Genomic DNA, 24,337 nt, shown 5'->3' with positions numbered 1-24,337 from the left:
CACGGATTTTGTCCTTATAGGAGGCGATACTCTTGCGATGAACGCTGATTCCTTTCTCTCCTTTCTTATGGTAAAAGGTGAAGCCAAGCAGTTTCATCAGCCACGGACGGGTTACGCTGCTCTTGACGGTATTTACTACAAGTTTCAGTTCCTTTTCTATGTAGCGGGTAATGCTTTCCATTACCCGATCCCCAGAACGTTTACTCTTAACATAAATACTACAATCATCAGCGTACCTTACATACCGCAGACCTCGCTTTTCCAACTCTTTATCTAATTTATCAAGGATAATGTTGGACAGCAAAGGACTCAGGGGGCCTCCCTGTGGTACACCCTGCTTACAGCGTGTCAGCGTTTTGCCATCTGCTATCTCACTTCGAAGTATCTTATGGATCAGCTTCAGAACCCGCTTGTCCGTTATTCGACGGCTCAACTCATTCATCAGATAGTCATGGTTTACCCGATCAAAGAACTGTGACAGGTCAAGGTCTACTACATGGCTGTAACCAGCGTTGATGTATTCCTTTGCCTTTAAGGCCGCCTGATGTGCGTTCTTTTCACTGCGGAACCCATAACTGTTTTCTGAGAACGTAGGTTCGTACTGCTTCACTAATACTTGTGAGATTGCTTGTTGGATTAACCGGTCCATATAGGTTGGTATTCCTAAATGACGTTCCCCGCCATTGGGCTTAGGAATCGTTACCCGCTTTACTGCTTGCGGTTGGTAGCTCCCATTTTCCAACTGGGATTTGAACTGGACCCATTTCTGATCAAGTTGCAATTTGAAGTCTTTCGCTTCTACTCCATCAATGCCAGCAGCTCCTTTATTGCCGGTTACCCGGTCGTAAGCTGCGAGCATATTGGGCCTGCTTAGAATTTCTTCCAGTAACATCTCATCTACTCTTTTTTTTTTTTTTTTTCCTGTTTCCTTGTTTCTTTCCTTCTTTCAAGATGTCGCTCAGCGCTCCCTGGTACCCTTCTGCTTCCAGCATAGTTCTCCCGGGCGGCTCTCCATTCGGTGTTTTCTGCTTTTATTACGATCATCCCATTTCCAGAATTACTCCGCGGACGTTTAATGTTCGGCCCTTCCCTCGTTCTTCAGGTACTACGGCCTCGGCTGACTTCTGTTAAACGAGCATATATCGCTATATACTCTTGCTCCTTCGGGCGGCGCGTCTCCCTCCGTCCACTGTTTAACAGATCTCCCCGGGTAAGGTGCGCAAACTTTCTCTCCATACACCCGTCAGATATACAGCTGTCTGTTTCGGATAGTTTAGGGCTTTGTTTTGTTATGCAAACTCGCCCACAGATAACTGCCTCATCTGCTTCCTGTTCGTCAGGCCGGAGATTTACCGCTGGCTTCCTTCAGATTCCTCCTCGCGGAGGACACCCTTGCCTTTGGTTAACGCTTCCCACTATCAAGGCGCGTTCGGGACTTGCACCCTAAAGTTTGCGCCCATGCCGGGCGCACATAAATTTATAAAACCCCGCCTTCAGCGGGGTTTTATTTTTGTTCATGGTAAGCAATGCGACAATTACGACCATCTGACGCAAAAACACAAGAATACCAATATAGGCCTGCAGACCTATAATTGGCCGTTATAGGCCTATAGACCTATAACCATAAAATATAGGCCTGTGAACCTATAATTTGAAAATATAGGCTTATAGACCTATATTTGGTAAAAAGGGGTTATGGCACATGATCAGGTGGCTGTAGTCATCAGCGGCGATATCGTAGGTTCTTCGCTGCTGAAGCCTGCCGCAAGAAAAAAATTACAGCAGTTGTTCGATAACTTTTTAAGCAATGCTGTTGTACAATGGCCCGATATGCAGGCACAACAATACCGCGGCGACAGCCTGCAGGCCATACTTACCTATAACCGGCTGGCGGCATTACGTATCGTATTGATGTTTCAAAGTTATTTAATGAAGCAAAATTATAAAATACGTATGGCCATCGGGGTAGGCACTATTAACTTCAAAAGCGGGCAGGTGATCACTTCCGACGGCCCGGCTTTTCAGGCTTCCGGCCCCTATCTCGATGCGCTTACCAGAACGGGTGAGCTGATCAGCATCGCCGGCCATGACGAAGAATTTACCAGTGAATGGCAGGTGCACAGCGCCTCCCTGAATTATATCATCGGGCACTGGTCGCCCCAACAGGCCGAGGCCATCTACCTGCAGTTACAGGATCATACCCAGGCAACCATGGCCAGGATATTGAATATTAAACAGCCATCGGTACACCAACGGCTTCAGGGCGCAGGCTGGCCGGTTGTTAATAAAATTCTCACCCGCTTTGAATCGGTTATACCAATGGTTTAATTTATTTTTAAACGCGGAACACAAAGCAGCCTTAAGCATTAGCGTTCAGCATTAAGCCTATTATCTATGGTAACCTTATTTCAATGGATCTTCGCTCACCTGCTGGGAGACTTTATTCTGCAATCGCGTGCCATGGTACGCCACAAGCAACGGTTGAAAGCCCGGTCCTGGATGCTTTACCTGCATTGTGCCATCCATGGCATTCTCGTTTACCTGTTTGCCCCGGGCTGGAATGTATGGATCGTTCCCCTGCTGGTAATGCTGACGCATTTTATAATTGATCTATGGAAACTGAATCAATCAGACAAGGCCAAATACTTTATCATCGATCAGTGTTTACATCTGCTCACGCTTATCGTACTATGGTGCCTGTTCATAGCACCTGCCGGCTGGTTGCCGAAGAACTGGGTGTCTTTAATGCATAGCCAGGCAGCCTGGGCTATCGCCTCGGGTTATCTGCTGGTCACTTTCCCATTAGCCCTGTTACTGGCCAGCGCTACCCAGCGCTGGCGCCGCGAAGCCGAAGAACAGAACGTACGCACTTCCGTAAGCCTCAGCGAGGCGGGCAAATGGATCGGCATATTTGAACGCCTGCTGGTGTTCACGTTCGTTATAAGCGGCCATTTTGAAGGGATCGGCTTTTTGATCGCCGCCAAATCGATCCTCCGTTTTAACGATATTAAAGGCACGGAAGCACGCAAGGAGGCCGAATACATCCTGATCGGCACGCTCATCAGCTTTTCCCTGTCTATAATCATCGGACTTATCGTCAGAAGCTTTATTTAACAAACCTTTTATACCGCCCGGCCGTTCTTAATATAGAACAAAACGCGTGTTATGAAAGATACCCTGATAAAATACAGCTCATTCATTTGGGTGCTTTTAGCTGTTGCGCTTGTTCCCCAAACAGGCTTTGCCCAAAAGAAAAAAGATAAAAAACAAGCCATAACCCGGGCGGTAGAAGCGCGGAACTACATTTTTAAGGCTCAGACTGCCCTGCCGCAGGCTGGCAGCACCAGGCAATTGACCACAGATTTTGACCTGCGGGTATCGAAAGATACTATCGTAAGCGACCTGCCCTATTTTGGCCGTGCCTATACGGCGCCCATGAACCCGGCAGAAGGTCCGCTGCGGTTCACCTCCACTGATTTCGAATATTCCGCAACCGATCGCAAAAAAGGCGGCTGGGATATTGTGATCACCCCGAAAGACATGCAGGATCCGCGACAGATAACGCTTACCATTTTCGACAATGGCAGTGCATCGGCTGTTGTCACCAGTTATAACCGGCAGCCCATTTCCTTCACCGGTTATGTAATAGCAAAAAGATAATCAGCACACCAGCATAACGTAGACATAAAACAATGAAAGCCCCTGCCGGGGCTTTTGTTGTTCATACGCATCAACTGATCAGGCCGGAAAAACTTAACCCGGATCAACTCCAGAGATATCTTTATCATCGCCATGATGTTATACGACGAGAAACGACAATCACGTACAGGCAAACTCTTAGCATTGCACACAATTACACTGATAGGGAGACCCCATTTATCATTAACGGCCTGGCAATAGCTGGCAACAGTTACTCTTATATGTTAGTTGATCCCGAACAAGTTCTTTCCATAATCATATTTACACATGATCTAACTCATAACATTAAATGGCGATCCGGCGTTTACTTTACATGTACATACTTACCTCGTCCTACACGTAATCTTACCTGAATTTTAATTCCCTATGTGTTAAACCAACCGATATACTATGGACGTCTATTACACAAAGAAAACCAGTACCCGGGTGCCTTTACGCCAGCCAAAAGCTGCCCGGAAAACCCAATCAGTGCCTCAGCAAGTGATCAACCGGCTAATGATCAAAACCCAGGAGAACGAAAGGAATGAACTTGGCCGGGAATTACACGATAACATAAACCAGATACTGGCTGCGGTAAAACTGCAGCTGGAATACAGCCTCGAGAACTACGACGAAGAAAAAAGCACGGTAGAGCGCTGTAAGAACAATATTGAAGAAGTTATCCGGGAGATCCGTAACCTGTCGCACCGGCTGGTATTACCGCGCTTCGCCGAGACCAGCCTGCTGTCAGAAATTCAAAAAACAGTCAATAACATCCTGCAACGGCAACCCGTTTGCCTCGATCTGCAGCACCTGAACGAAACATACATTCCTGATGCTATCAAAGAAACGATCTACCGCATTTTGCAGGAACAGCTCACGAATATCATCCGGCACGCTAAAGCCCGGAATGTGGCCATTAAGGTCTACAACACGCAAAGGGAGGTATTCCTCTGCATTGAAGACGATGGCATTGGCTTTGATACCAGGCAGCGCCGCAATGGCGTAGGTATCACCAATATCCTGAACCGCGTTGAAACCTATAATGGAACAGTGACCATTACATCGGAACCAGGTAACGGTTGCCGCCTGCAGGTTACCGTTCCCTTGCTGAAAGTGGAAGACTGAACGCCAGAGGCAAAACGCTGAAAGCGCAACGCAATTTCACCTGGCGGGAAGCGCCTGCGCAGGAACAAGCCTCCTGCTTCAGGCATTCAGCCCTGAGTTTTAAAGCCAGGTGGCCTTATATCCCTTGTTCGCTTTTTCTTTGATCAGTTTGTCTTTTTCCAGTTGGGCCGTGGTTTCTTTGGCAAAGGTTTTCACATGCACCTGCCCTTTCGTGCCCACCCTTCCGTACCGTACGATCAGCTTACAGCCATCGAGGGCTGCTTCCCAGAACCGGCTGCTCTCCCCTTCGGAATTAATAAGCCGGTGAAATGTTAAATGATCATACGGTGTGCCAGGGGCTGCTCCCTCTTTAACTACAGATGTGCCGGCCTCTTGTTCCGTCTGTTCCTTTGACCCTGCAGCTGCGGTCTGTCCATCGCTTGTTTCCTCTGCCACCGCCTTTTCTTCCTCCTGCGTTTCCTGGTGCAGGCGTTTGATAATTTGCTCCAGCACTTTATCTGGCTGGTGCAGCCAATCTTTGGCAAATACATTGATCGTACGCCAGTTAAAGGTTTGCAGAATGGCCGGGCGTTGGTAATACTGCTCCAGGAGATTCTCATTTTTATAATGCCGGTCATCATCCAGTAAAATACTCAGGCTATACGTAGTATCGGTTGGTTTTGCTTTTACGGCCAATGAACACTTGAAGTCTGACTGCCCTACCTGTTCGGCCACTTCGTAGCCTTTCTTTTCCAACTGTTCTTTGATCTGTTGCAAAATGATGCTGTCGGCCTTAAGCCTGGATCTGTCTTTTTTATGCAGCACCAGGCTGTCCAAAATAGCGCGGGCCGACCGCATATCGCCACAGCTTACCAGTTCAGAATACTGTAAGAAGCGTTTGAAATAGTTAGCGCCTTCGTTGTATTCGTTGGTAATATGATGGTGGCGGATACTGCTTACCACTGCCATATGTTTCTTCGCCCGGCTGAAGATCACATTCAGTCTTTTTTCACCGCCTTTTTTATTGATAGGCCCGAAATTCATGATCATCTTTTTGCGCGAATCGAAGCCATAACAAACGCTCATGATGATGATGTCCCGCTCATCCCCCTGCACATTCTCGAGGTTCTTCACAAACAGGCCGGTGAACTGATCTTCCTCCGTACGGCTCCAGGCATCTTCCAGGGCCTGTTCAAATTCCTTGTCTTTCGCTGCCAGGCTGGTGAGGGCATTTTCAATAGCTTCCTGTTGTTCCTGGCTAAAGGCCACAATACCGATGCTTTCCTTTACTTTCCGCTGCAGCAGGGTTTTCACCATAAAGGCGATATAGTTTGCTTCATCGGTATTGATACGCTTTTCGTATACACTATTGGGCAGAAAATGGAAACTGATGCTGCGATCGAATAAGGCATCGGCATGATTGGCGGCTTCCTGGGCTTTGGTAACCTCGATTGACCGCTTTTCAGTATGATGAATGGTTTTATCGGGAATGGTGAGCAGGTTCGCTTCATAGAACGCATGGTTGCTGAAACTGATCAGGGTTTCAAAACGGCTGCGGTAATGCCATCCCAGCATCACGTTGTTCAGCTTTCTGGCTCCCTGTACCAACAGGCTGTCGGCATCACTGCTCAGCAGTTCGTCATCGTCGTTATCGGTATATACTTCCAGGTCATCAGGGTCTTCCGTGCGAACGGCAAAGAAATTGGTTGGCGGCATTTGCTTATCATCGCCCACAATGATGGTTTGTTTGGCGCGGTATAATGCGGGGATCCCTTCTTCCAGGGTGATCTGACTGGCTTCATCGAAGATCACCACATCAAAGAAACCAATGTCTACCGGTAAACTGTCGCTCACACTCAATGGGCTCATGAGCCATACCGATTTCAGGTCTTTCAATACCAGGCCGCTTTCCTTGGCCGACAGCTCGCGGATACTCTTGAAACGAATGCTTTTATTGAACTCGTTCTCGAGGATCTTACGGCCTTCGAGATAGTTCTTTTTGAATTCTCTTTGCTCGGGTGTAAGCTGGCTGCTGGCGATATTGCTTAATTCAATATTATGCAAAAAGCGTTGCCGCACAGCCGCCCTGATATAATCGGCATTTACTTTCAGCAATTGTTTATAGCAATGCTGGATCTGCCGTACCGCTTTTTCGATCGCATGCATATCGGTATTGGCAAAGGCCTTGTTCTGCTGATAGATATGCGACAGGGTCTTACTGGCCATGCCAGCTTCCGCCTGCAGGGGCGTTACCGGTAATTTCCTGAGTACATCCTTCACTGATGCTGGCAACTCTGAATATTCCCTTAAAGCCGGCAACAGGTCGCGCAGGCTTTCGGCATTCATGCTGATGCTTTCCAGCTCATCATAGATATCGCTTACCGGTTTGGTATCGTATTCATTCAAACATTGCTGTAGCTGCGTCTGTAATTTCTGCATGCTCTGGTTGAGCTTGCTCAGCCGCGTAACCAGCTGGTTCGCTTCGCCATGATGCAATAAATAATCAATTTCCTTATCGCCTTTCCTGGCCCGGATGCGTTCAATGCTCAGCGCGGTAAGATCAACATTATCGATCTTATATTGCTGCTGCAGGAAATGCCTTTCCATGGCCACCATATTGGCCGCATCGTATTCTTCTTTCAGCTGTTGCAATACCGTGCCATATCCCGGGTGTACGGCATGTTGCGAAAAATCATAACATTCATCGATCTTGTTCTTGAGCCGGTTCCATTTGCTGTTGAGGAAGTTGAAGAAAGATTCTTCATACCTGGCAGCCAGCGGGATGGCAGCCAGCATATCCTGTTCGCTCAACCTGGTCTTCCAGTTCTTGTTACGCTCTTTGATCTGTTCGTAATGTTGCTGCTGCTGTTTGTATAAGTGAACCCCTTTGTCGAATTTGCGGGCCGATTCATTGCCTTCGTCTACCAGTGACAGGTTATCCGATTCTGCCAGTGGATTCAATACAATGGCTACCTGCACCAGGTTTTTGATCTGCTCTAAGCGGTTGGTATGTTCGGGCGGAATATTATTTTCCCGCACCACGGAGGTAATATCCGTCAGGAGGTTGCGGCTATGCTGCAAGAGGTTTTCCAAAACTACCTGCGGATTCTCGTTGGTGAAGATCTGTTCGTTTATCTTACTGAAGGGATGTTCTGCAAAAGTTGGTTCAGCCCCTGTTTCTTCCAGGGCATTGCTGAGCTGCTGAATAACATTCCCAAACTCAAGCCATTCTTTATAATGCGGTAACGCATCGGTTTCCCTGGCACTGCGGGTTACCAGGTGATCTTTTAATTCCACCACCCGTTCCAGCAATTTCCTGAATTCTATGCCTGCCTGTTCGGGAACGGCCGTATGGGTGGCATGGAACTGTTTCAACAGCTCCAGCTGTTCATTGGTTTGCTTTAACAGGGCTTCGCGGCTTGCCTGGATCCTTTCCAGGTCCATTTTATTTTTGGTGAAGTCTTCGTAGGTTTCCTTCAGGTTGCGGATGAATTCTTTTTTATCGCCCAGGCTGTCGTGAATATAGCAACAGAGTTCATCGAGGCCCTGTTGTTTCAGGCGGTGGTATACCACATCGAGCGCCGCCCGTTTTTCACACACGAAGAGGATACTAAGGCCACGGGCGGCAAAATCGGCGATCAGGTTGGTGATCGTTTGGCTTTTACCGGTTCCCGGAGGTCCCTGGATGATATAACTTTCTTTTTCCCTGCTTTTCAGGATGGCCCGGGTTTGCGTTGGGTCTGCCGTGATCACGTGATACCAGTCATCGGTACTATTCCAGTTTTGCGTGCTCTCACTGGTGGGTTTGGGTTTGCTGCTGAACAGTTGCTCAAACACTTCATTGGGTACCTGGTTATCGATAACGAAGTTATAATCGCGTACCAGGCTCATCTTTTTATAATTGAAATTGCCCAGCACAATATTGCACATATCAAAATCCCAACTATAAGGATTGCCCTCGCTTTCCGTCAGCTCGAACATCGGTCGGCGTTTATCTGCGATGCTTTCAGTTAACCTGGAAGGCATAATACGGGTGTCTTCCTGGCCTAACGACTCCAGGAAACCGCGTTTGGGTTCTACCCGCTGGCGGAAGATCTCTAAGCCCAGCGGTTTATATTGTTCCTGTTGATAGCTGTAACCAACGTCCTTGTAATTGCTTAACTGTTTGCCGGTGCGCTGCAGCCGCTTTTTGAAATTGGTCACTGTTTGTTTGGCCACCGTATGCACCAGCCTGATCCTGGGTTTCTGAATATAATTCAGTACGATACCCTGGTTGGCTGCATCTATCTGGCCTTTGAGCAGCTGATAGAATTGTTCGGGCGTCATTTCATCGAGGTCAACATAATCGGGGAGCTCGATGCCATACAGCTCTTTGAGATAGCTGGCCAGCACCGGGTTCACTTCAGCAACATTGTCGGTGATCTTTAAAATAAAATGATCTTCTTTTAATTTCTTGTTCTTTTTGAGTTCAGCCGGAACCAGTAATAAGGGGCTTTGTATCCGCTCTTCTGGGTCTTCTTTCAGGTTATGCCAGTTCAGGTATACGATCACCAGCTTCAGCTGGCTGAAGCCATATTCCTGGATATCACGCTGCGCTTCGATGCGTATTTTATCAAGCGATGAAGGCAAATACAAATGGTCTTCAAACCGCAGGTATTTATTCAGCACGATCTCCTTCATACCGGTAACCCGGTCGGCAATTTCCTTATTCCAGGTGAACAACAATTCCGGCCGGATGCTCTGGTAATGCAGTACCATGGGCACGCTGCTTACCGTGAGGTTTACAAACCGCATATTCGGTTTATAATACAATAAACGGTTACGTCTGCTGGTGTCGAATAACCGGTTGCGCAGCTTATTTAAGATCAGCTGGTTCCGGTTGGTGAGTGATTTATTGATCCAGCCGGCAATATTGCTCAGATCGGTTTGCTTCTCAGGATCGTAATCCCTGTAATGCTGCAGCCGGTTAACGATATCGTACAGGTCCTGTACCCGCTTTTGCCTGCTCAGCTCCGTCATTTCTGCTATGAGTGCGCTGATCGTCGGATGAATACGGTGATTGTATAAAATGGGATTGCTGCGATATTTTGCAAACAATGCCAGGTCTTTTTCTTCATACAGGTTCAGGCCCAATGCCATACTCCCTAATACCAAACCCAGGCAAAATATATCGGTAAGCTCATCATGATGGCCCAGGTTCATTTCAAAACAACGGTAACCGGGTATATATGCAGGGTAGGTCAGGGTTTCATTGCCATTCAAATGGATCTGCACGTTCTCTACCGACACCGCACTGTCGTCTTCTTCCGGTTCCTGTTTGGCGTTGCCTATAACATCGAAGTGACGGGCTTTATGCCTTTCAAACAGGGCAATCACTTTACCGATCGCATTCATGGGTTTGTGTGCGGCCCGTTCATCGATATCAAGCCGGTTTTCGGTAATGAACAATGCCTGTTCGTTTTCAAAGGGCGCTACCAGCCCTGCTTCGTGAAAGCCGATCACTTCTTTACACAGGGGCAGTACAAACGCAATTACATCGTCTGTAGCATAATCTCCATTATCAAATGCTGTTTTCAAGAACTGACGGAATGCTTGAACCTGTATTGACATAAATACAATTTGAAATTAAATGATCTGAAAATTTGAAAGTAGAAAACCCCTTTTGCTTATGAGCCCTCATTTTCAAATTGGCTCATTTTCAAATTATCAAATTCGCCTTCATACACCTGTTCTTTTTCGTTTTCTTTTATTTTGTACCAGGCGGCCATTGTTTTTTGTTTGTGTTGCTGCAGTTTTTTATCGGTCAGCTGCAGCTCTTTTTTAACGATAGCGTCAAATACGTCTGCCAGTTGAATGGACTCAGCAAACTGAAAGGCCCAGCCAAAGGGCACCTGTTCCAGTTCGCCGTCGACCAGTGCGAAATCGAGCATCACATACCCGAGGTAATCCCTGATGCTGGCATGCGATTGACCTACGGTTTCAAGCAGTTGTTCATTCAATATGATATTATCGTCAAAAGAAAAATCAGCGAAATATTGTTTGGCTAAACTGGTTACCACGTTGCTTCTGAACCAGCTTGGCTTCAGCAACAATTGCATGAATTGGCGGGTAAGCTGCAGGAGTTCCTTTTGTTTGAAAACATCCAGCTGATCCAGGTCGGTCAACCCTTCGATCATCTGGATGATCTCCGGTTCTGCGGCTTCCTGTTTCTCGTGCCACAATTGGATGGCGCGGGCCCTGATAAAGTTCTCGGGATGAGAAACGGTACTTGCTTTTACATCGCTTGCAGCAGTGAATATTTCTTCCGCCTGTTTGATATAACTTTCAGCACTGACTTTGTCTAAACCCGTTGCCACTTTAACGAGTGAGGTAATAACCGGATTGATATCGCCTACCACCGTATAGGCACCGCGGTCACAAAATATTTCAGTATATAATCTGTATAAACGGGCAGTTTCAAAATAGGCTGCTTCACTGTTATAATTACCCGCAATGGCCATAATGATACGCTCTGCTGTTTCCAACTCTCCCTGCAGCATACTGTATAGCTTTATATGAGTAAGTTCATGGGCAAGTATGGCCAGCAACTCATCTTCGCTTAACAGTTGCGTAATACGGCCACTGAAAACAATATGCGCTTCATTGTTCAGGTAAACAATGCTTGCATTCATCTCATCGGTATATTGAGCCTGGTACACGGTAACGGGTAATTCTTCCAACCCCAATTTTGCCTTGGCTTTAACAACTTTTTCATAAATGCCGGCATCGGCAGTTGCATCGAATTTGTAAGTATTTTTTAACAATTCCGTTTTGTACGAAGCCAGCTGTTCTTCTTTTGTTTTTACCGCAGCAAAAAAATTCCAGGTGCTTGTTTGCCGCGCAAAATGATCACGTACTTTCAAATGATATGGAAGCGCTTGTAACATATATTGATATATATAGTATAAAAGAATAAATATCTTGGGAACGATAACTGCCTATACGGCTTAAGGATATCAGAAAGGAAGGAGGGAACACATTATCTTCTCAATGCTTACAACAACTTTCCCGGATTTTTCCGCACAGTTGAACTTGTTATAATTTCAAATACTATGCCTTTTTTACGTAACGACACATTGTAAGAATTAATTGCGCCTAACCACGGTTATGAATAAAATGTGGAAAACCCCATTTCACTTGAAGATAAAAACCGGTCTTTCCCCGACCAATTTTTGCATTTCATCTATTTGTGCTTTTCAATAAATAACCAGCACCTACCTTCGGTGCATAAGCGATGATATTAAAGCGGCATTAGGGGGAGCTGCAACTTTTACCAGGAGCTTTGGTCTTTAATAATCCATTGGCGGCCCCCCGAATACCGCTGTTAACCTTATAAAAGATCTATTGCATGTCAATAGAAGGCAGGAATGAGTAAAAGTTTAAAGCGGGGTGGTTTGATTCATTTTTTGCAAACTCCTGTGCAATTCATGTATAGAAGCTGACTTTGATACAAAAGCATGCGCGCCCAGCAGCAGCGCCCGTTCTTCTTCCCTTTTATTACCAGATATGGAGAAAGCAATAACTTTTACGTGGGGCCATTTTTCGCGTAGCTCTTTTATAGTCTCAAAACCGTCCATTACCGGCATATTAAGATCGGTTATACAAATATCCGGAGCATTGGCACTTGTTAAGCGGCTGAAAAAATCCTTTCCATTCACTGCCTCCAGCACAACATCATAACCCCAAATTGAAATGATCTCCTGTATACTGTTCCGGATGATAGAAGAATCATCGATCAAAGCTACCTTAATTCCTAAACGCTTCATAACTACATAAATTAAAATGCTATTTTGATTGTAGGCGGCAAGACAAGCTTTTGCCCAGCGACCAGATCAATACGAAAACAATGTTTCTTTCAGGCCCGGCTTCAACAGGATGATCGCGGGTGAGGATGGGGTAAACGGCTAGGCAAGGATCTTATATAGCAAAGGTAAAACTGTTATCAGGCCAACAAAATATAAGCTCACTTTAAACGGGCAAACCAATGTTATTACGCCATTAAAATAAAGGTTTTCATTTACCCTATACCAGTAATGTCAAGCCGACACTTTTATTGGCATCAGCAATACACTAGTTACCCACATCACATATTAAAATATGGTTAATTGAAAATATTGGGTTAATCTTGTTGCCGAATCGTTTTCTATGAAAGTGTAATCGTGATGTAGGACCAACAGGCCATCATGCGCCCCTTTATGCAAATGGAAAACGAGCAACCCAACCAATCGATCAGTCAACTACTTATACAACATATCAGTGAAGCTGCCATATACACTGATGCCCACTTTACTATTATTGCGTGTAATAAAGCCGCCACCACACTATTTCATTACAATGCCCGGGAACTTACCGGATCCAACATCTCCATCCTCGCCATAGCTGCCGATGGAACAAACAACCCGCCCCCCGCAATAAAGAACATCGATTTTAATGAAGCAATGGCTACCTGTATCAACCGCTGGGGGCAAAAGTTGCCGGTTCATATTACCAGGCATGCGATCAACCCTGCTGCGGGTGAAGGGGGTTATCTGTTTATTTACAGATCGGCTGATGAAGAGCAGGAATCGCCCAGGATCACCGCCCAGTTGCGGGAATTGTCAGACCACCTGTTGACGATCAGGGAGACCGAACGCACGAATATTGCCCGTGAAATACACGATGAACTGGGCCAGCAGCTCACCATTCTCAAGATGGATGTTTCCTGGCTTTATCAGAAGCTGCAGAAGTATAAAGATGCAACGTTGATCGAAAAGACCGGCGACACCCTCAAAATGTTGAATGAGACCATTAAGACCGTGCGGCGTATAGCTACCGAACTGCGGCCCAGCATGCTCGATGACCTTGGACTGGTTGAGGCCCTTGAATGGCAAAGCAAGGAGTTTGAAAAAAGATCTGGGATAAAGATCATTTTCGAATCAGCCATTTCGCATTTACCCGTTTCCAATGCCATAGCGACTTCTCTATTCAGAATATACCAGGAAGCATTGACCAATGTTGCCCGCCATGCACAGGCTAAAAAGGTGTACTGCACCTTGCAAGTGAAACATAACCAGGTTATTTTAAGCATCAAAGATGATGGAGCCGGTTTCGATATGAAAACCCTGGGCATAAAAAAGACCCTGGGACTGCTGGGCATGAAGGAAAGGGCGCTCATGATGGGAGGCCGTTTTGACATATACAGTAAGCCGGGGGAAGGCACTTCCATCCTGGTAACTACTACCCTGCCTGCAGACAATAATTCTAAATCGCCACCGGGTCAATAAAAATGCCGGTGAGCCGTTATGATCTCAGCATAAAGAGATTTCCAAACAGTAAAAATTATTAAACAGCCTGGCAAAAAAGCTGTTCAGGCAAAAAAATTTTGAAAACTTATACCCAACCATGAAAGTATTGGTGGCCGATGATCATGCCATAGTACGCAAAGGACTAAAACAGATCTTACTGGACGAATACCCGTTTGGCCAAATAGAAGAATGCGCCACTGCCGAAGAGTTATTGCAAAAAGCCAATGATGGCCAATGGGATGTTATTATAAGTGATATTTCAATGCCCGGCAGAAGCGGCCTCGAGGCATTGCAACAGATCCGCCTCTCCCACCCCCGCCTGCCTGTGCTTATCCTCAGCATGCATCCCGAAGAACAATATGCCATCCGTGCATTGAAGGCCGGCGCTTCGGGCTACTGCAGCAAAGACCTCGCGCATGAAGAACTGGTGAATGCCGTGCGCAGGGTATTGACCGGTAAAAAATATATCACGCCGAGCCTGGCGGAAACGCTGGCCACCCAACTGGATGAAGAAAGTGAGCCCGAACCTTATAAGCGTCTTTCCAACAGGGAATTCGATGTTTTTAAATTGCTGGCTACAGGGAAATCGGTTTCTGAGATCGCCGAAACACTTTCTTTAAGTACTACAACGATTAGTACTTACCGGTCGCGTATCCTTACCAAAATGGGATTAAAAACAAATGCGGATCTGACGCGATATGCGCTTGAAAAAAAACTTATTTGATCCATTGCGCATCGGAAATTTAATAAAGCGGTGATAATCATCTTCTATAACAGTAGAAATTACGCTTAACAAGAGCAATCGTTTGCGTAATTGTCGATTTTATACTACAAACCTGCAGGTGTAATAATTACAAAATAAACATAAGCTGCACTATTTATTAAAGGCATCTTCATATGTTAATTTTGAAGTAAAGCATAGTACATGGTTGGTAGAAGATTCACCGTGCTAGTTGTTGACGATTCTGCCCAATTCAGACAACGGGTCATACGCTTACTCAACGATCGAAACCTTCATCCTGTTCTACAAGCCTGCAACTTTGAAGAAGCTGTTGACTGGCTTCTGCATACAAAAATTGATTTGACATTGCTCGATATCAGTATGCCTGGCAAAAGCGGTATTGAATTATTGAAATTGATCAAGAGCCGCTATCCTGGTACTAAAGTTTGGATGATCAGCAATCATGCCGATGAACATTATAAAGAATACTGTTTGTCAACCGGCGCTGATTGCTTTTTTGATAAATCACTTGATTTTGAGGAAATGGAAAGCAGAACAACGATGATTTGCAATGACATTCAACAATCAGAACCAGCTGAATAACCTTTCAATGGTTATCAGGTGAAAAATTAAACCCGTCGCCCGTATGTGTGAAGAAGCCAAACCAACAACGATTGCACAAACCTATGAGAATTATTATTTTGCCCTGATCAATGAGGAAGGCGTCATTCAATATGCCAATGAAGAACTGACCACCTGCATTCATATTGAGAACAGCATTGCCTCCAGAAACCTTTTCTTTAATTATATCTCGCCCCTGGGCACGCAGCAATTAAAAAATGCGCTGCGAAATGCCGGCTTTGTGGCCAATCCGTACTATTTAAAAATGAACCTTTTAAATAGTTCAATACATAAAGCGGCCTGGCATATAGCCCGGTTGAGGACCACCGGCAATAAGACCGGAGTGTTTATTTGCATTGGACATAAGAATATTGAAAAACCAAGCGATATACTTACCCGGGGCATAATGGTTTTAGATAGCCAGGGTTTTGTAATTGATGCAAACGACAAAGCCGCCACCCTGTTGAATACGAACACCGAGAAGTTGCTGAACAAGGCGCAGTTGACAGACTTCTGTACATCCTTAAAAATATTCGCTGATCCGGTATCTTCTAAAGACGATCCGTTTATGAAGACTTTGCTGGCGGGCAAGGCACATGAACAGGTAATTGAACTGAATACAGGCGGCCCGGCCAGTAAATGGTTACATTTTACATGCTATCCACTCTTTGATGACATTGGTTCCGTACCCTTTTCTTTTGTTACTGTTATTGATGAACTTCCCTGGCAAACGCAAAATGAACAATCTGAAAAGGATTTGTTCCAGAAAGAATTTCAGAACATAACATCGGCCATGACCTGGCTGATCGACGACCAGGAGCGCCTTGTCTTTGCCAACCCTTCTTTTCTTCGCCACCTGGGCATGAGCGAAAAAGACCTCAATAAAAAAGCGGTTGACGTAATACCTCCCTACTTCCGCGACATCTTCGAAAAAGAACATCGCAGTGTACTGGCTACCGGTACGCCCCATAAAAAGATCTATAAACATCCGCTGGCCGACGGCACTACCAGTTACTTCCTGGTAAACATTTTTCCCGTGCCGCATCCTGCGAATAAGCAGCTGCTTGGCGGTGAGGCCATGGATATCACCTTCGGCTATAATGTGCATGAAGAAATTGCGCGTGCCAATGAAAGGCTGATCCGGTTAACGCAGGTAACTTCAGATGCCATTTGGGAATGGGACCTGCAAACCAACCAGGTGTTCCGCAGTAAACCATTGCTTGAGCTCATTGGCTCCAATGAAAAAGAGCCCGTCAGCCATACCTGGTGGTATAGCCGCATTCACCCCGATGACAAGAACCGCGTTGAATTCGATGTAAATAAACTATTGCATAATAAATTGCCCAAATGGCAGTGGGAATACCGGTTTAAATACACCGATGGTTCTTACAGAACGGTGCGCGACCGTGGCATCGTGGTGTTTGAAAATGATAAACCGGTAAAACTGATCGGCTCCCTGCTCGATCTTACAGAAATAAAAGAGCTGGAAAACCAACTCCTGCAGGAAAAGGTCAAACACCAGAAAGAAATTGCCAAAAGCATTATCGATACGCAGGAAAAGGAACGTACCCGCATTGGCCAGGAGCTGCACGACAATATCAACCAACTGTTACTGGTAGCCAAACTGTACATGGGCCTGTTAAAACCAGCCGAAGCAGAGAACAAGTTGATTGCTAAAAAAGTTTTAGAGTCGCTCGATATGGCTATTAGCGATATCCAGACCATCTCCCGGGAGATGGTGCTGCCCAAACTGAAAGAGAAAACGTTGGCCGACAGCATTCATGAGCTGGTAAAAGATCTGAAAATGACCTGCAGGTTCCGCATCCGGTTCCTGTACGACAAACAGCATATAGAAGACATTTCCGAAGGCAAAAAAATAGCGCTTTACCGCATTGTTCAGGAGCAGTTGAAAAATATCATTCAATACAGCAAAGCGGCGCATGTAACCATCCGGCTTAACTATTGCGGGTTCGGTGTTTCGCTCGAGGTGGAAGATGATGGGGTAGGTTTTGATCCGCTGAAGAAAACCAAGGGCATCGGTTTGCGCAACATTTACGACAGAACCCTGCTGTACAATGGCAAAGTGGATTTGCAATCATCGCCCGGCCAGGGGTGCCGCCTGCAGGTGACGATACCGTTGTGACGAGGAGTAGAGCTAAAAAAGAGAACCCATTACCGGCAGATAAGCGGTAATGGGTAAGCAATGTCTAACGTCCATAATCGTCGTAAGACTCTTCGGCGTATTTTTCAAAGCTCTTGATCAACTTTTCGTTCTTTACCTCAATGGCGGATAATTTGGTGCGCACATCGTTTGATACAGGCATATACCAAGCCTGATCTTCAAACATTTCGCGGGTTTCACGTAATTTAAATGAATACCCATGGCGGGCATATATTTCGTTTCGCATATACCGCAGCTCCTCTTTATACGCATTATTTACATCATCTGCCGTCAACAACCGCATGGAAGCTTCGGGGTGCATGCCTGATGTTGCATTATATGTAAAATTCTTCCTTCTCAGGGTGTAATGGCGGCCAACGAGGGTCTTGTTAAAGGGTGTCCATTTACCAGTAAGCGTACGTTCTCTTTTCGAAATCACCAGATCAAATACGCCATCATACTTATTATCACCTGGTTCCTGCATGCTCACTTTCAATTTATCGCCTCCCTCCTCTTCTTCATACATGCCCGAGAAAGGGCGTTCATTTCCCGCACATACACTATAACCGCTGATCTTACCACGCGAAAGGTTTGTAATGAACAGGGTTATCTTATTTGCTGAAACCGGCACAGAATCCCCTGTTTTATCAAGTAAAAATGTTTGGTGGTCGGGTTCAAACAGGCCAGTCCAGCTGCCGGTGATAGAAGTAACATGTTGAGAAAGTATTTGCACATCGTCGGATTTCGTCGTATCTGGCTTTTCAGCAGGCTTTTCTTTACAGGCGGCTAAGCTGCCACAAAGGATCAGGGCTACAAATATCAGTTTTGAAGGGGTCATTCGATTTTGATTTTAAAAAACAAAATAGTCATTTTCCCTCTTTCCTTAAAATGGGTTGACAAACAAACCGCTATTTGTTATTTTTATTGCCATGCGTGTTTATGGCAACTACCTTTTGTTGTTGGTACTGGCTTTTTTTTCGGCGCTTATGCTCGAAATAACCCTGCAATACATACCTATTCGTACAAACGCCGGTTTTTTACAGATCAAGCAGGAGTTCATTGACATTATGCCCTGGCGTATCGCTTTTTTTGTGCACGTCTTTACCTCGATGTTCGTATTGATCGCCGGATTTACTCAGTTCTCAGGCTACCTTCTATCGAACTATAAGCAGGTTCACCGGTTCGTCGGTAAAATATACATCATTGATATTCTATTTATAACAGGCCCAGCTGCCTTTATTATGGCTTTACTGGCCAACGGAGGCATCTCTTCGCGGTTGGCCTTTACGGTGCTGTCTATTTTGTGGATCGTAACAACTGCCAAAGGATGGCAAACAGCAATGGCACGGCAGTTCGATGCCCATAAAGAATGGATGATGCGCAGTTATGCATTAACATTGTCTGCTTTAACCTTGCGGGCATGGAAGTGGTTGCTCATTGCACTGTTCCATCTCCGCCCGCTGAACGCATATATGATCGTTGCGTGGCTGGGGTTTATACCCAACCTGCTTATTGTTGAATGGCTGATCAGAAAGAACGGCAATAAGATGTAACAGCCTGCCATTTTTAGTATAGAAGGTTCGTAAATTTATACCCCAAATCCGGAAAGTATGGAATTGTATCTTCCCTCTCCACTGCTGCAACCATATATCAAACATTTCCTGTTCATTGAATATGAGCAGGGGATGGTGAACCGGATCTTACCCGATACCTCCATTGTAATTGCCTTCAGGCTGCGGGGACAGGTCTCTTATTCCGATAATGGCATTGTGCACGATTTCCCCGTCTCGGTGATCAGCGGCATCCGGGAGTCGAGCCGCCTGGTAGACTATGCACAAAATTCCGCCAACCTGCTGGTGATATTCAAGGAAGGCGGGGCCGCTGCTTTTTTCAAGGAACCCCTGCATGAACTGGGCAGTATCAGCACCTCGCTGGACAATCTTATTCACCGTTCAAAAGTGAATGCCCTGGAAGAACAGCTGGCGGCAGCTGATAATAACCAGCAACGCATAAGCATGGTAGAACAGTTCCTGTTGTCTGAATTAAAAAAAACATCATTTGACCTGCTGGTGAACGAAGCCATCCACCAGATCAAAGAAGCGAAAGGAAATATTAAAATAAAAGAAATTCTTTCAGCACTGCCCATCAGCCGCGATCCTTTTGAAAAAAGATTCCGGAAGATCACCGGCACCTCGCCCAAACATTTTGCCGCTATCATCCGGTTAAAAAACCTGATCGAAAATTATTCATCCCGCGTTAACCTTACAGATGCAGCCTATTCAGCAGGTTATTACGACCAGGCGCATTTTATCAAGGACTTCAGGGCCTTTACCGGGCAGACGCCACATGATTTTTTTAAAACACCCCCATTATGGTGATCTGGCGTTGATAATTGTAATTCATTAACCGCCAGTCGCCAATATTTCAAGCTTTTGCAACGTTACCGGCTTTTTTCGAGTCAAATGACCTATGCATATGAGATTTTCCGGGCTGCTAATACTGATGATGCTATGTAGCCGCCTATTGGCTCAGAACTGTACAACCCTGGGCCAAACGCCATCTACTGCCTTTCCAGTCTGCGCCCTGGATACGTTCGCGCAATCGAATGTACCCATTTGTTCTTCCCATACGCTTACCGTTCCCGGTTGTACCGGCGATGGCGCGGCTTATGCCGACAAAAATCCTTTCTGGTATAAATTTACCTGTTATAAGACCGGCACCCTGGGTTTCCTGGTCACTCCCAATAACCGCGACGACGATTACGACTGGATGTTATACGACATTACCGGCCGTAATCCCAATGATGTATTTACCAATTCCTCGCTCATCGTTACCGGCAACTGGGCTGGTACCTTTGGTGTAACCGGCGCATCCAACGCAGGCGTGAGCTTCATCCAATGCGCCTCTGATCCCAGAGATAACCTGAACTCCTTCAGCACCATGCCTACTATCCTGGAAGGACATACCTACCTGTTACTGGTCAGCCATTTTTCCGATAACCAGTTCGGTTATAAACTTTCATTTGGCGGGGGTACCGCAGTGATCACCGACCCGCAGATGCCGAAGATCGCCAAAAGCATCGCAGGTTGCGGCGGCGTTACAGTAACCGTCATCATGAATAAAAAGATCAAGTGCAGCAGCCTCGCCACCAATGCCAGCGATTTTATCTTGTCACCGGCCGCGGCAACCATCGTTTCGGCCCGGGGCCTTGGCTGCAGCAATAGTTTTGATATGGACACTGTAGTGCTCACCATGAGCAATGCATTGCCACCTGGTAATTATACCATCAGCGTAAAAAATGGCACCGATAACAATACCCTGCTTGACAATTGCGACAATAGCGTACCGGTAGGCGATAATATCGCCGTGATTGTTGATCCGGTGCAACCCACGCCTATGAACGACATGAAACCGGTAGCCTGCGCCCCCGACAAGCTGGAGCTTGTTTTTCGCAGGCCCATCAACTGTAGTTCCATCGCTGCCAATGGCAGTGATTTTACCGTTACCGGTTCAACGCCCGTTACGGTTACCGGCGCTTCCGGCCATTGCGTAAATGGGGTCACCACCTCTATTTTTGTACAATTATCTGCTCCTATCCAAACTGCAGGTAATTACCAGGTGCATTTACGGCGCGGTGATGATGGCAATACCATCATTGATGAATGCGGACAACAAACGCCTGCCGGTGCTGCTGTTCCTTTTGCTACCGTCGACACCGTAAACGCCGATTTTACCCACGAACTGTTATATGGCTGTAAAGAAGACACCGTGAATTTCCGGCACCACGCCAACAATGGAGTAAACCAATGGAACTGGAATTTTAATAATGAAGGCAGCAGTACTTTGCAGAATCCCCAACACATCTTCAACAGGTTTGGGCCCAAACAGATCACCCTCGTCGTATCGAATGGTGTATGTAAAGACACGGTGGCTTCTACCGTACTACTCGATAATTACATGGAAGCCCATTTTCTGTACCCGGAAATATTGTGCCCGCGGGACAAAGCCGTCTTTACCGATAGCAGTATCGGCAAGATCATTTCCTGGAACTGGGATTTCGGTAATGGCAATGGCAGCAGCCTGCAAAATCCGCTGCCTGAATCCTATCCGCCCGTTGCCATAGGATCCAGAATTTATAATATCCGGCTGATCGTTGAGAACAATATCCATTGTTTTGATACGGCCGTTTACCAAATGAAAGTGGTGAACAGCTGTATCATCGATGTGCCCAATGCATTTACCCCAAATGGCGATGGAAAGAACGACTACCTGTACCCGCTGAACGCCTGGAAAGCCACAGATCTGAAATTCAATGTCTATAACCGCTATGGGCAGTTAGTATTCAGCACCAATAATTGGACGAAAAAATGGGATGGCCGGATCAACGGAGCGATGCAATCAACCGGCGTATTTGTGTGGATGCTTCAGTATACATTGATGGATACCGGCGAGAAGATAACCAAACGGGGAACTACGGTGCTTCTCCGGTAGCAGCAGATATTCACATTTTCCCCGCCAGGGAAAACAGCGCGGGTCCCGTGCAAAAAACGACTTGCAATTTATTGTGTTGCTCCTGAAAAAAATTATTTACGGGACTATTTCCAGGAAGAAAGTCAAATGGCAATGCGATCTTATCGCGTGAAAACAAAAGGTTGTTGCAGGTTCTTGCACTGATGCCCCAAAGTTACTATCTTCATTGGCAAAATTTATCCTAAAAGTGCAATTACCCGGCCCTGTTGAGCGTTATCCTATGTATCCTATGATAGATTAGCGCCAGGAACCGTACAAACCAAAAACGATGACAAAACTTAGATTCCTATTCCTATTTCCCATTGGTTTATCACTGTCCGTACAAGCCCAGAAGACTGACTCGCTGGTTGGTAAATGGAAATATTACGACATCTATAATAAACAGATCTACGATACAAACACTTTAAAAATAGCCAAAGAATATTTTAGCGGAATGACCTTCTATTTCAAAGCCAACAATCATTACAAGGCGTTGGTGATGAATAACCCCGATGAGGGTGTATGGAGCATGAATGAGTCCACCAGCAAAGTACGGTTAACGTCCTACAAAGGCCATTCGAATGAGTCAAAGATCCTGGCATTGAATGATGACAAGCTGATCCTTTCCATTGGCGAAGGCGCTTTTATCATGACCCGCACTAACATTACTGAATCTGACAATATAGAACAACCTCTTCCCGAAATAAAAACAGTGGCTGCTACCAAAAGCCAGATCAGCAAAAAATGGTTTTTACAGCGCCGGGAAGTGCCAGGCCGATCAGAAGCCCAGGTAAAAATGGCCAGCAAACTGATCAAGGGCGCTTATGCGCATTTTAAGCAGAACGGGGAATATGAAGCGCAGTCTTTAAAAGTTACAGAAAGTGGCAAATGGGTGTTCGGCCCCGATAATAAATCCATCATTGTGACCATTGATAGCCAGCAACGCATCTGGAATATTAAATCCATCAGCCCCACGCAGCTGGTGCTGATCAGTGGTTATACCGAAGAACTGTGGAAATTCTCAACCAAATTATTATAAGCCTGAATACAGCGCCAAATCATTAAAGATCCAGTTCCGGTTATACCTGGACGGGATTTTTAATTAGTTACCATATTCTGATGGGACATTCCACTTTTTCAAGGCGCTCCGCCAGGCTTTTCCATAATCCGGTATAAGATAAAGACAATTCAAAACCGCCCCTGAACCGGGAAGCAGTCGTCAGCTTACTGATATTGATGTCATAACTAAACCCGATCCCCAATTGATGGGTATATAATTTAAGAATGGGAACAAATGCATCTTTCCAGCGGAAAGTGCCTCCTGCTGCAATCGAGAGAGCCGCTTCATCGCCTTTCTCATCAAAACAATGCGTAAATAAACCGCCGCCCTGGATCAGGCGGTTACCTCCCTGCACAAAACAATCGGCATATAGCACGATCTTATCCATATCGTTGATCCAGGCCGAGAACCCGGCATTCATGCCATATTTCCTGTTCAGCCGCACATCGTATTCTTTGCTGAAAGCTACCTGCGGTTCGGCTATATGGAAAACAGTGCCGCCTACATACATATTGGCATTATTCCCAAGGCTTGTTTTAAAACTCAGGCCTGCAGAAACATCCCAGTACATGAAACCGGTTGAACCAAATTGTTGCCGGGTGGCATTGGAAACACTGTATGCCCCGTTCACATACTGGTCATCGAACTGCAGTTTTGAAACATCGAAATGTTGATTGACAGGGCCACCCATAAAAGCCAGTGAAATAAAACTGGTTTTATCTTCATTCAGGAGCTTGTGATAATTGATCACCGGCAGCACCTGCGTGCGCTGCAGCTTTGAATCACCGGCCACATCATTGGTAGCCTGCACAGCTGCCGTAATAAAATCACCTGTAGCAAAACCCCGTAATAATTTACATTCACCGCTTATGGCCATGGTGCGGTAAGGCACAGTAACACTTTGCCATTGATTGCGGTAAGCGCCGGTCAGGCGGAAATTACCCGGAAAGATCCCTGCCAGTGCCGGATTTCGCAATAAAGGGAACTCATAGAATTGTGAAAAATGGAGATCCTGCCCCTGCGCCACGCAGGCGGAAAAAAGACAACACAACAATAAACCAGAGCGTAAAGATGAGTTCATAATAGTTTCAGTTCATTGTTCAGGAGAAGTTTTCACAATTAGCAAACAGTTCCTGCGTTTCGTGCCTGTGCCCTTT

18 protein-coding genes are annotated in these 24,337 nt (G+C 45.9%); 12 read left to right on the top strand and 6 right to left on the bottom strand.

Annotation, left to right across the window (positions count from 1 at the left end; translation table 11 throughout):
• The coding region (gene ltrA, locus JT717_RS23270; protein ID WP_205513434.1) for a group II intron reverse transcriptase/maturase at positions 1-892 on the bottom strand (892 nt) is incomplete at its 3' end.
• Between the two features lie 803 nt (positions 893-1,695).
• On the opposite strand from ltrA, the gene JT717_RS23265 reads away from it, so the two are divergent.
• The 4 genes from JT717_RS23265 to JT717_RS23250 all read left to right on the top strand — a co-directional run bounded on the left by JT717_RS23265 (position 1,696) and on the right by JT717_RS23250 (position 4,806).
• Complete coding sequence (locus JT717_RS23265; protein ID WP_205513433.1) at positions 1,696-2,328, top strand: hypothetical protein; 633 nt, start codon at positions 1,696-1,698, stop codon at positions 2,326-2,328.
• Positions 2,329-2,394: 66 nt separating this feature from the next.
• Positions 2,395-3,114, top strand: coding sequence for a DUF3307 domain-containing protein (locus tag JT717_RS23260; protein WP_205513432.1), 720 nt, complete (start codon positions 2,395-2,397; stop codon positions 3,112-3,114).
• A gap of 51 nt (positions 3,115-3,165) precedes the next feature.
• Positions 3,166-3,660, top strand: a complete 495-nt coding sequence (locus JT717_RS23255; protein ID WP_205513431.1) for a DUF4251 domain-containing protein — start codon at positions 3,166-3,168, stop codon at positions 3,658-3,660.
• 429 nt (positions 3,661-4,089) lie between these two features.
• A complete protein-coding gene (locus JT717_RS23250) occupies positions 4,090-4,806 on the top strand; it encodes a sensor histidine kinase (protein ID WP_205513430.1) in 717 nt (238 codons plus the stop codon).
• Positions 4,807-4,905: 99 nt separating this feature from the next.
• On the opposite strand, the gene JT717_RS23245 is transcribed toward JT717_RS23250, so the two are convergent.
• From JT717_RS23245 to JT717_RS23235, 3 genes are all read right to left on the bottom strand, one after another.
• Entirely contained in the window at positions 4,906-10,395 is a 5,490-nt protein-coding gene (locus JT717_RS23245) for an AAA domain-containing protein (protein WP_205513429.1), read from the bottom strand.
• A 56-nt stretch (positions 10,396-10,451) separates the two neighbouring features.
• Positions 10,452-11,711: a M48 family metalloprotease gene (locus JT717_RS23240; RefSeq protein WP_205513428.1), complete on the bottom strand. Its 1,260-nt coding sequence runs from the start codon at positions 11,709-11,711 to the stop codon at positions 10,452-10,454.
• Between the two features lie 492 nt (positions 11,712-12,203).
• Complete coding sequence (locus JT717_RS23235) at positions 12,204-12,590, bottom strand: response regulator (RefSeq protein WP_205513427.1); 387 nt, start codon at positions 12,588-12,590, stop codon at positions 12,204-12,206.
• A 417-nt stretch (positions 12,591-13,007) separates the two neighbouring features.
• Between JT717_RS23235 and JT717_RS23230 the strand changes: the two genes are divergently transcribed.
• The 4 genes from JT717_RS23230 to JT717_RS23215 all read left to right on the top strand — a co-directional run bounded on the left by JT717_RS23230 (position 13,008) and on the right by JT717_RS23215 (position 17,593).
• Positions 13,008-14,087: a sensor histidine kinase gene (locus JT717_RS23230; protein ID WP_205513426.1), complete on the top strand. Its 1,080-nt coding sequence runs from the start codon at positions 13,008-13,010 to the stop codon at positions 14,085-14,087.
• A gap of 118 nt (positions 14,088-14,205) precedes the next feature.
• Entirely contained in the window at positions 14,206-14,832 is a 627-nt protein-coding gene (locus JT717_RS23225) for a response regulator (protein WP_205513425.1), read from the top strand.
• A gap of 201 nt (positions 14,833-15,033) precedes the next feature.
• On the top strand, positions 15,034-15,432 hold the full coding sequence (locus JT717_RS23220; protein ID WP_205513424.1) for a response regulator: 399 nt from the start codon (positions 15,034-15,036) through the stop codon (positions 15,430-15,432).
• 43 nt (positions 15,433-15,475) lie between these two features.
• Positions 15,476-17,593, top strand: a complete 2,118-nt coding sequence (locus JT717_RS23215) for a PAS domain-containing sensor histidine kinase (RefSeq protein ID WP_205513423.1) — start codon at positions 15,476-15,478, stop codon at positions 17,591-17,593.
• A gap of 64 nt (positions 17,594-17,657) precedes the next feature.
• Here JT717_RS23215 and JT717_RS23210 read toward each other — a convergent pair whose 3' ends face one another.
• Positions 17,658-18,449, bottom strand: a complete 792-nt coding sequence (locus tag JT717_RS23210; RefSeq protein WP_205513422.1) for a YARHG domain-containing protein — start codon at positions 18,447-18,449, stop codon at positions 17,658-17,660.
• Positions 18,450-18,540: 91 nt separating this feature from the next.
• Here JT717_RS23210 and JT717_RS23205 point away from each other — a divergent pair, with 91 nt between their 5' ends.
• The 4 genes from JT717_RS23205 to JT717_RS23190 all read left to right on the top strand — a co-directional run bounded on the left by JT717_RS23205 (position 18,541) and on the right by JT717_RS23190 (position 23,159).
• Positions 18,541-19,164, top strand: a complete 624-nt coding sequence (locus tag JT717_RS23205; RefSeq protein WP_205513421.1) for a DUF2306 domain-containing protein — start codon at positions 18,541-18,543, stop codon at positions 19,162-19,164.
• A gap of 57 nt (positions 19,165-19,221) precedes the next feature.
• A complete protein-coding gene (locus JT717_RS23200) occupies positions 19,222-19,989 on the top strand; it encodes a helix-turn-helix domain-containing protein (protein WP_205513420.1) in 768 nt (255 codons plus the stop codon).
• 124 nt (positions 19,990-20,113) lie between these two features.
• Entirely contained in the window at positions 20,114-22,102 is a 1,989-nt protein-coding gene (locus tag JT717_RS23195; RefSeq protein WP_240348376.1) for a T9SS type B sorting domain-containing protein, read from the top strand.
• Between the two features lie 307 nt (positions 22,103-22,409).
• The gene (locus tag JT717_RS23190; RefSeq protein ID WP_205513418.1) at positions 22,410-23,159 is read left to right on the top strand and encodes a lipocalin family protein; all 750 of its coding nucleotides are present in this window, start codon (positions 22,410-22,412) and stop codon (positions 23,157-23,159) included.
• Between the two features lie 67 nt (positions 23,160-23,226).
• Here the strand turns inward: JT717_RS23190 and JT717_RS23185 are convergent, their stop codons facing one another.
• Positions 23,227-24,261, bottom strand: a complete 1,035-nt coding sequence (locus tag JT717_RS23185) for a PorP/SprF family type IX secretion system membrane protein (protein WP_205513417.1) — start codon at positions 24,259-24,261, stop codon at positions 23,227-23,229.
• Between the last annotated feature and the right edge of the window lie 76 nt (positions 24,262-24,337).

Origin of the sequence: Longitalea arenae (genome assembly GCF_016924755.1) — a bacterium.
In the GTDB taxonomy this organism is placed as follows: Bacteria; Bacteroidota; Bacteroidia; order Chitinophagales; family Chitinophagaceae; genus Niastella; species Niastella arenae.
Note: the sequence above shows the minus strand (reverse complement) of the source record. Positions and strands in the feature narration are given on the sequence as shown.

What these genes read in the sequence shown, in the direction of transcription:
- JT717_RS23265 (WP_205513433.1), top strand. Translation starts at nt 1,696, where the DNA reads ATGGCACATGATCAGGTGGCTGTAGTCATCAGCGGCGATATCGTAGGT.
- JT717_RS23260 (WP_205513432.1), top strand. Translation starts at nt 2,395, where the DNA reads ATGGTAACCTTATTTCAATGGATCTTCGCTCACCTGCTGGGAGACTTT.
- JT717_RS23255 (WP_205513431.1), top strand. Translation starts at nt 3,166, where the DNA reads ATGAAAGATACCCTGATAAAATACAGCTCATTCATTTGGGTGCTTTTA.
- JT717_RS23250 (WP_205513430.1), top strand. Translation starts at nt 4,090, where the DNA reads ATGGACGTCTATTACACAAAGAAAACCAGTACCCGGGTGCCTTTACGC.
- JT717_RS23245 (WP_205513429.1), bottom strand. Translation starts at nt 10,395, where the DNA reads ATGTCAATACAGGTTCAAGCATTCCGTCAGTTCTTGAAAACAGCATTT.
- JT717_RS23240 (WP_205513428.1), bottom strand. Translation starts at nt 11,711, where the DNA reads ATGTTACAAGCGCTTCCATATCATTTGAAAGTACGTGATCATTTTGCG.
- JT717_RS23235 (WP_205513427.1), bottom strand. Translation starts at nt 12,590, where the DNA reads ATGAAGCGTTTAGGAATTAAGGTAGCTTTGATCGATGATTCTTCTATC.
- JT717_RS23230 (WP_205513426.1), top strand. Translation starts at nt 13,008, where the DNA reads ATGCGCCCCTTTATGCAAATGGAAAACGAGCAACCCAACCAATCGATC.
- JT717_RS23225 (WP_205513425.1), top strand. Translation starts at nt 14,206, where the DNA reads ATGAAAGTATTGGTGGCCGATGATCATGCCATAGTACGCAAAGGACTA.
- JT717_RS23220 (WP_205513424.1), top strand. Translation starts at nt 15,034, where the DNA reads ATGGTTGGTAGAAGATTCACCGTGCTAGTTGTTGACGATTCTGCCCAA.
- JT717_RS23215 (WP_205513423.1), top strand. Translation starts at nt 15,476, where the DNA reads ATGTGTGAAGAAGCCAAACCAACAACGATTGCACAAACCTATGAGAAT.
- JT717_RS23210 (WP_205513422.1), bottom strand. Translation starts at nt 18,449, where the DNA reads ATGACCCCTTCAAAACTGATATTTGTAGCCCTGATCCTTTGTGGCAGC.
- JT717_RS23205 (WP_205513421.1), top strand. Translation starts at nt 18,541, where the DNA reads ATGCGTGTTTATGGCAACTACCTTTTGTTGTTGGTACTGGCTTTTTTT.
- JT717_RS23200 (WP_205513420.1), top strand. Translation starts at nt 19,222, where the DNA reads ATGGAATTGTATCTTCCCTCTCCACTGCTGCAACCATATATCAAACAT.
- JT717_RS23195 (WP_240348376.1), top strand. Translation starts at nt 20,114, where the DNA reads ATGATGCTATGTAGCCGCCTATTGGCTCAGAACTGTACAACCCTGGGC.
- JT717_RS23190 (WP_205513418.1), top strand. Translation starts at nt 22,410, where the DNA reads ATGACAAAACTTAGATTCCTATTCCTATTTCCCATTGGTTTATCACTG.
- JT717_RS23185 (WP_205513417.1), bottom strand. Translation starts at nt 24,261, where the DNA reads ATGAACTCATCTTTACGCTCTGGTTTATTGTTGTGTTGTCTTTTTTCC.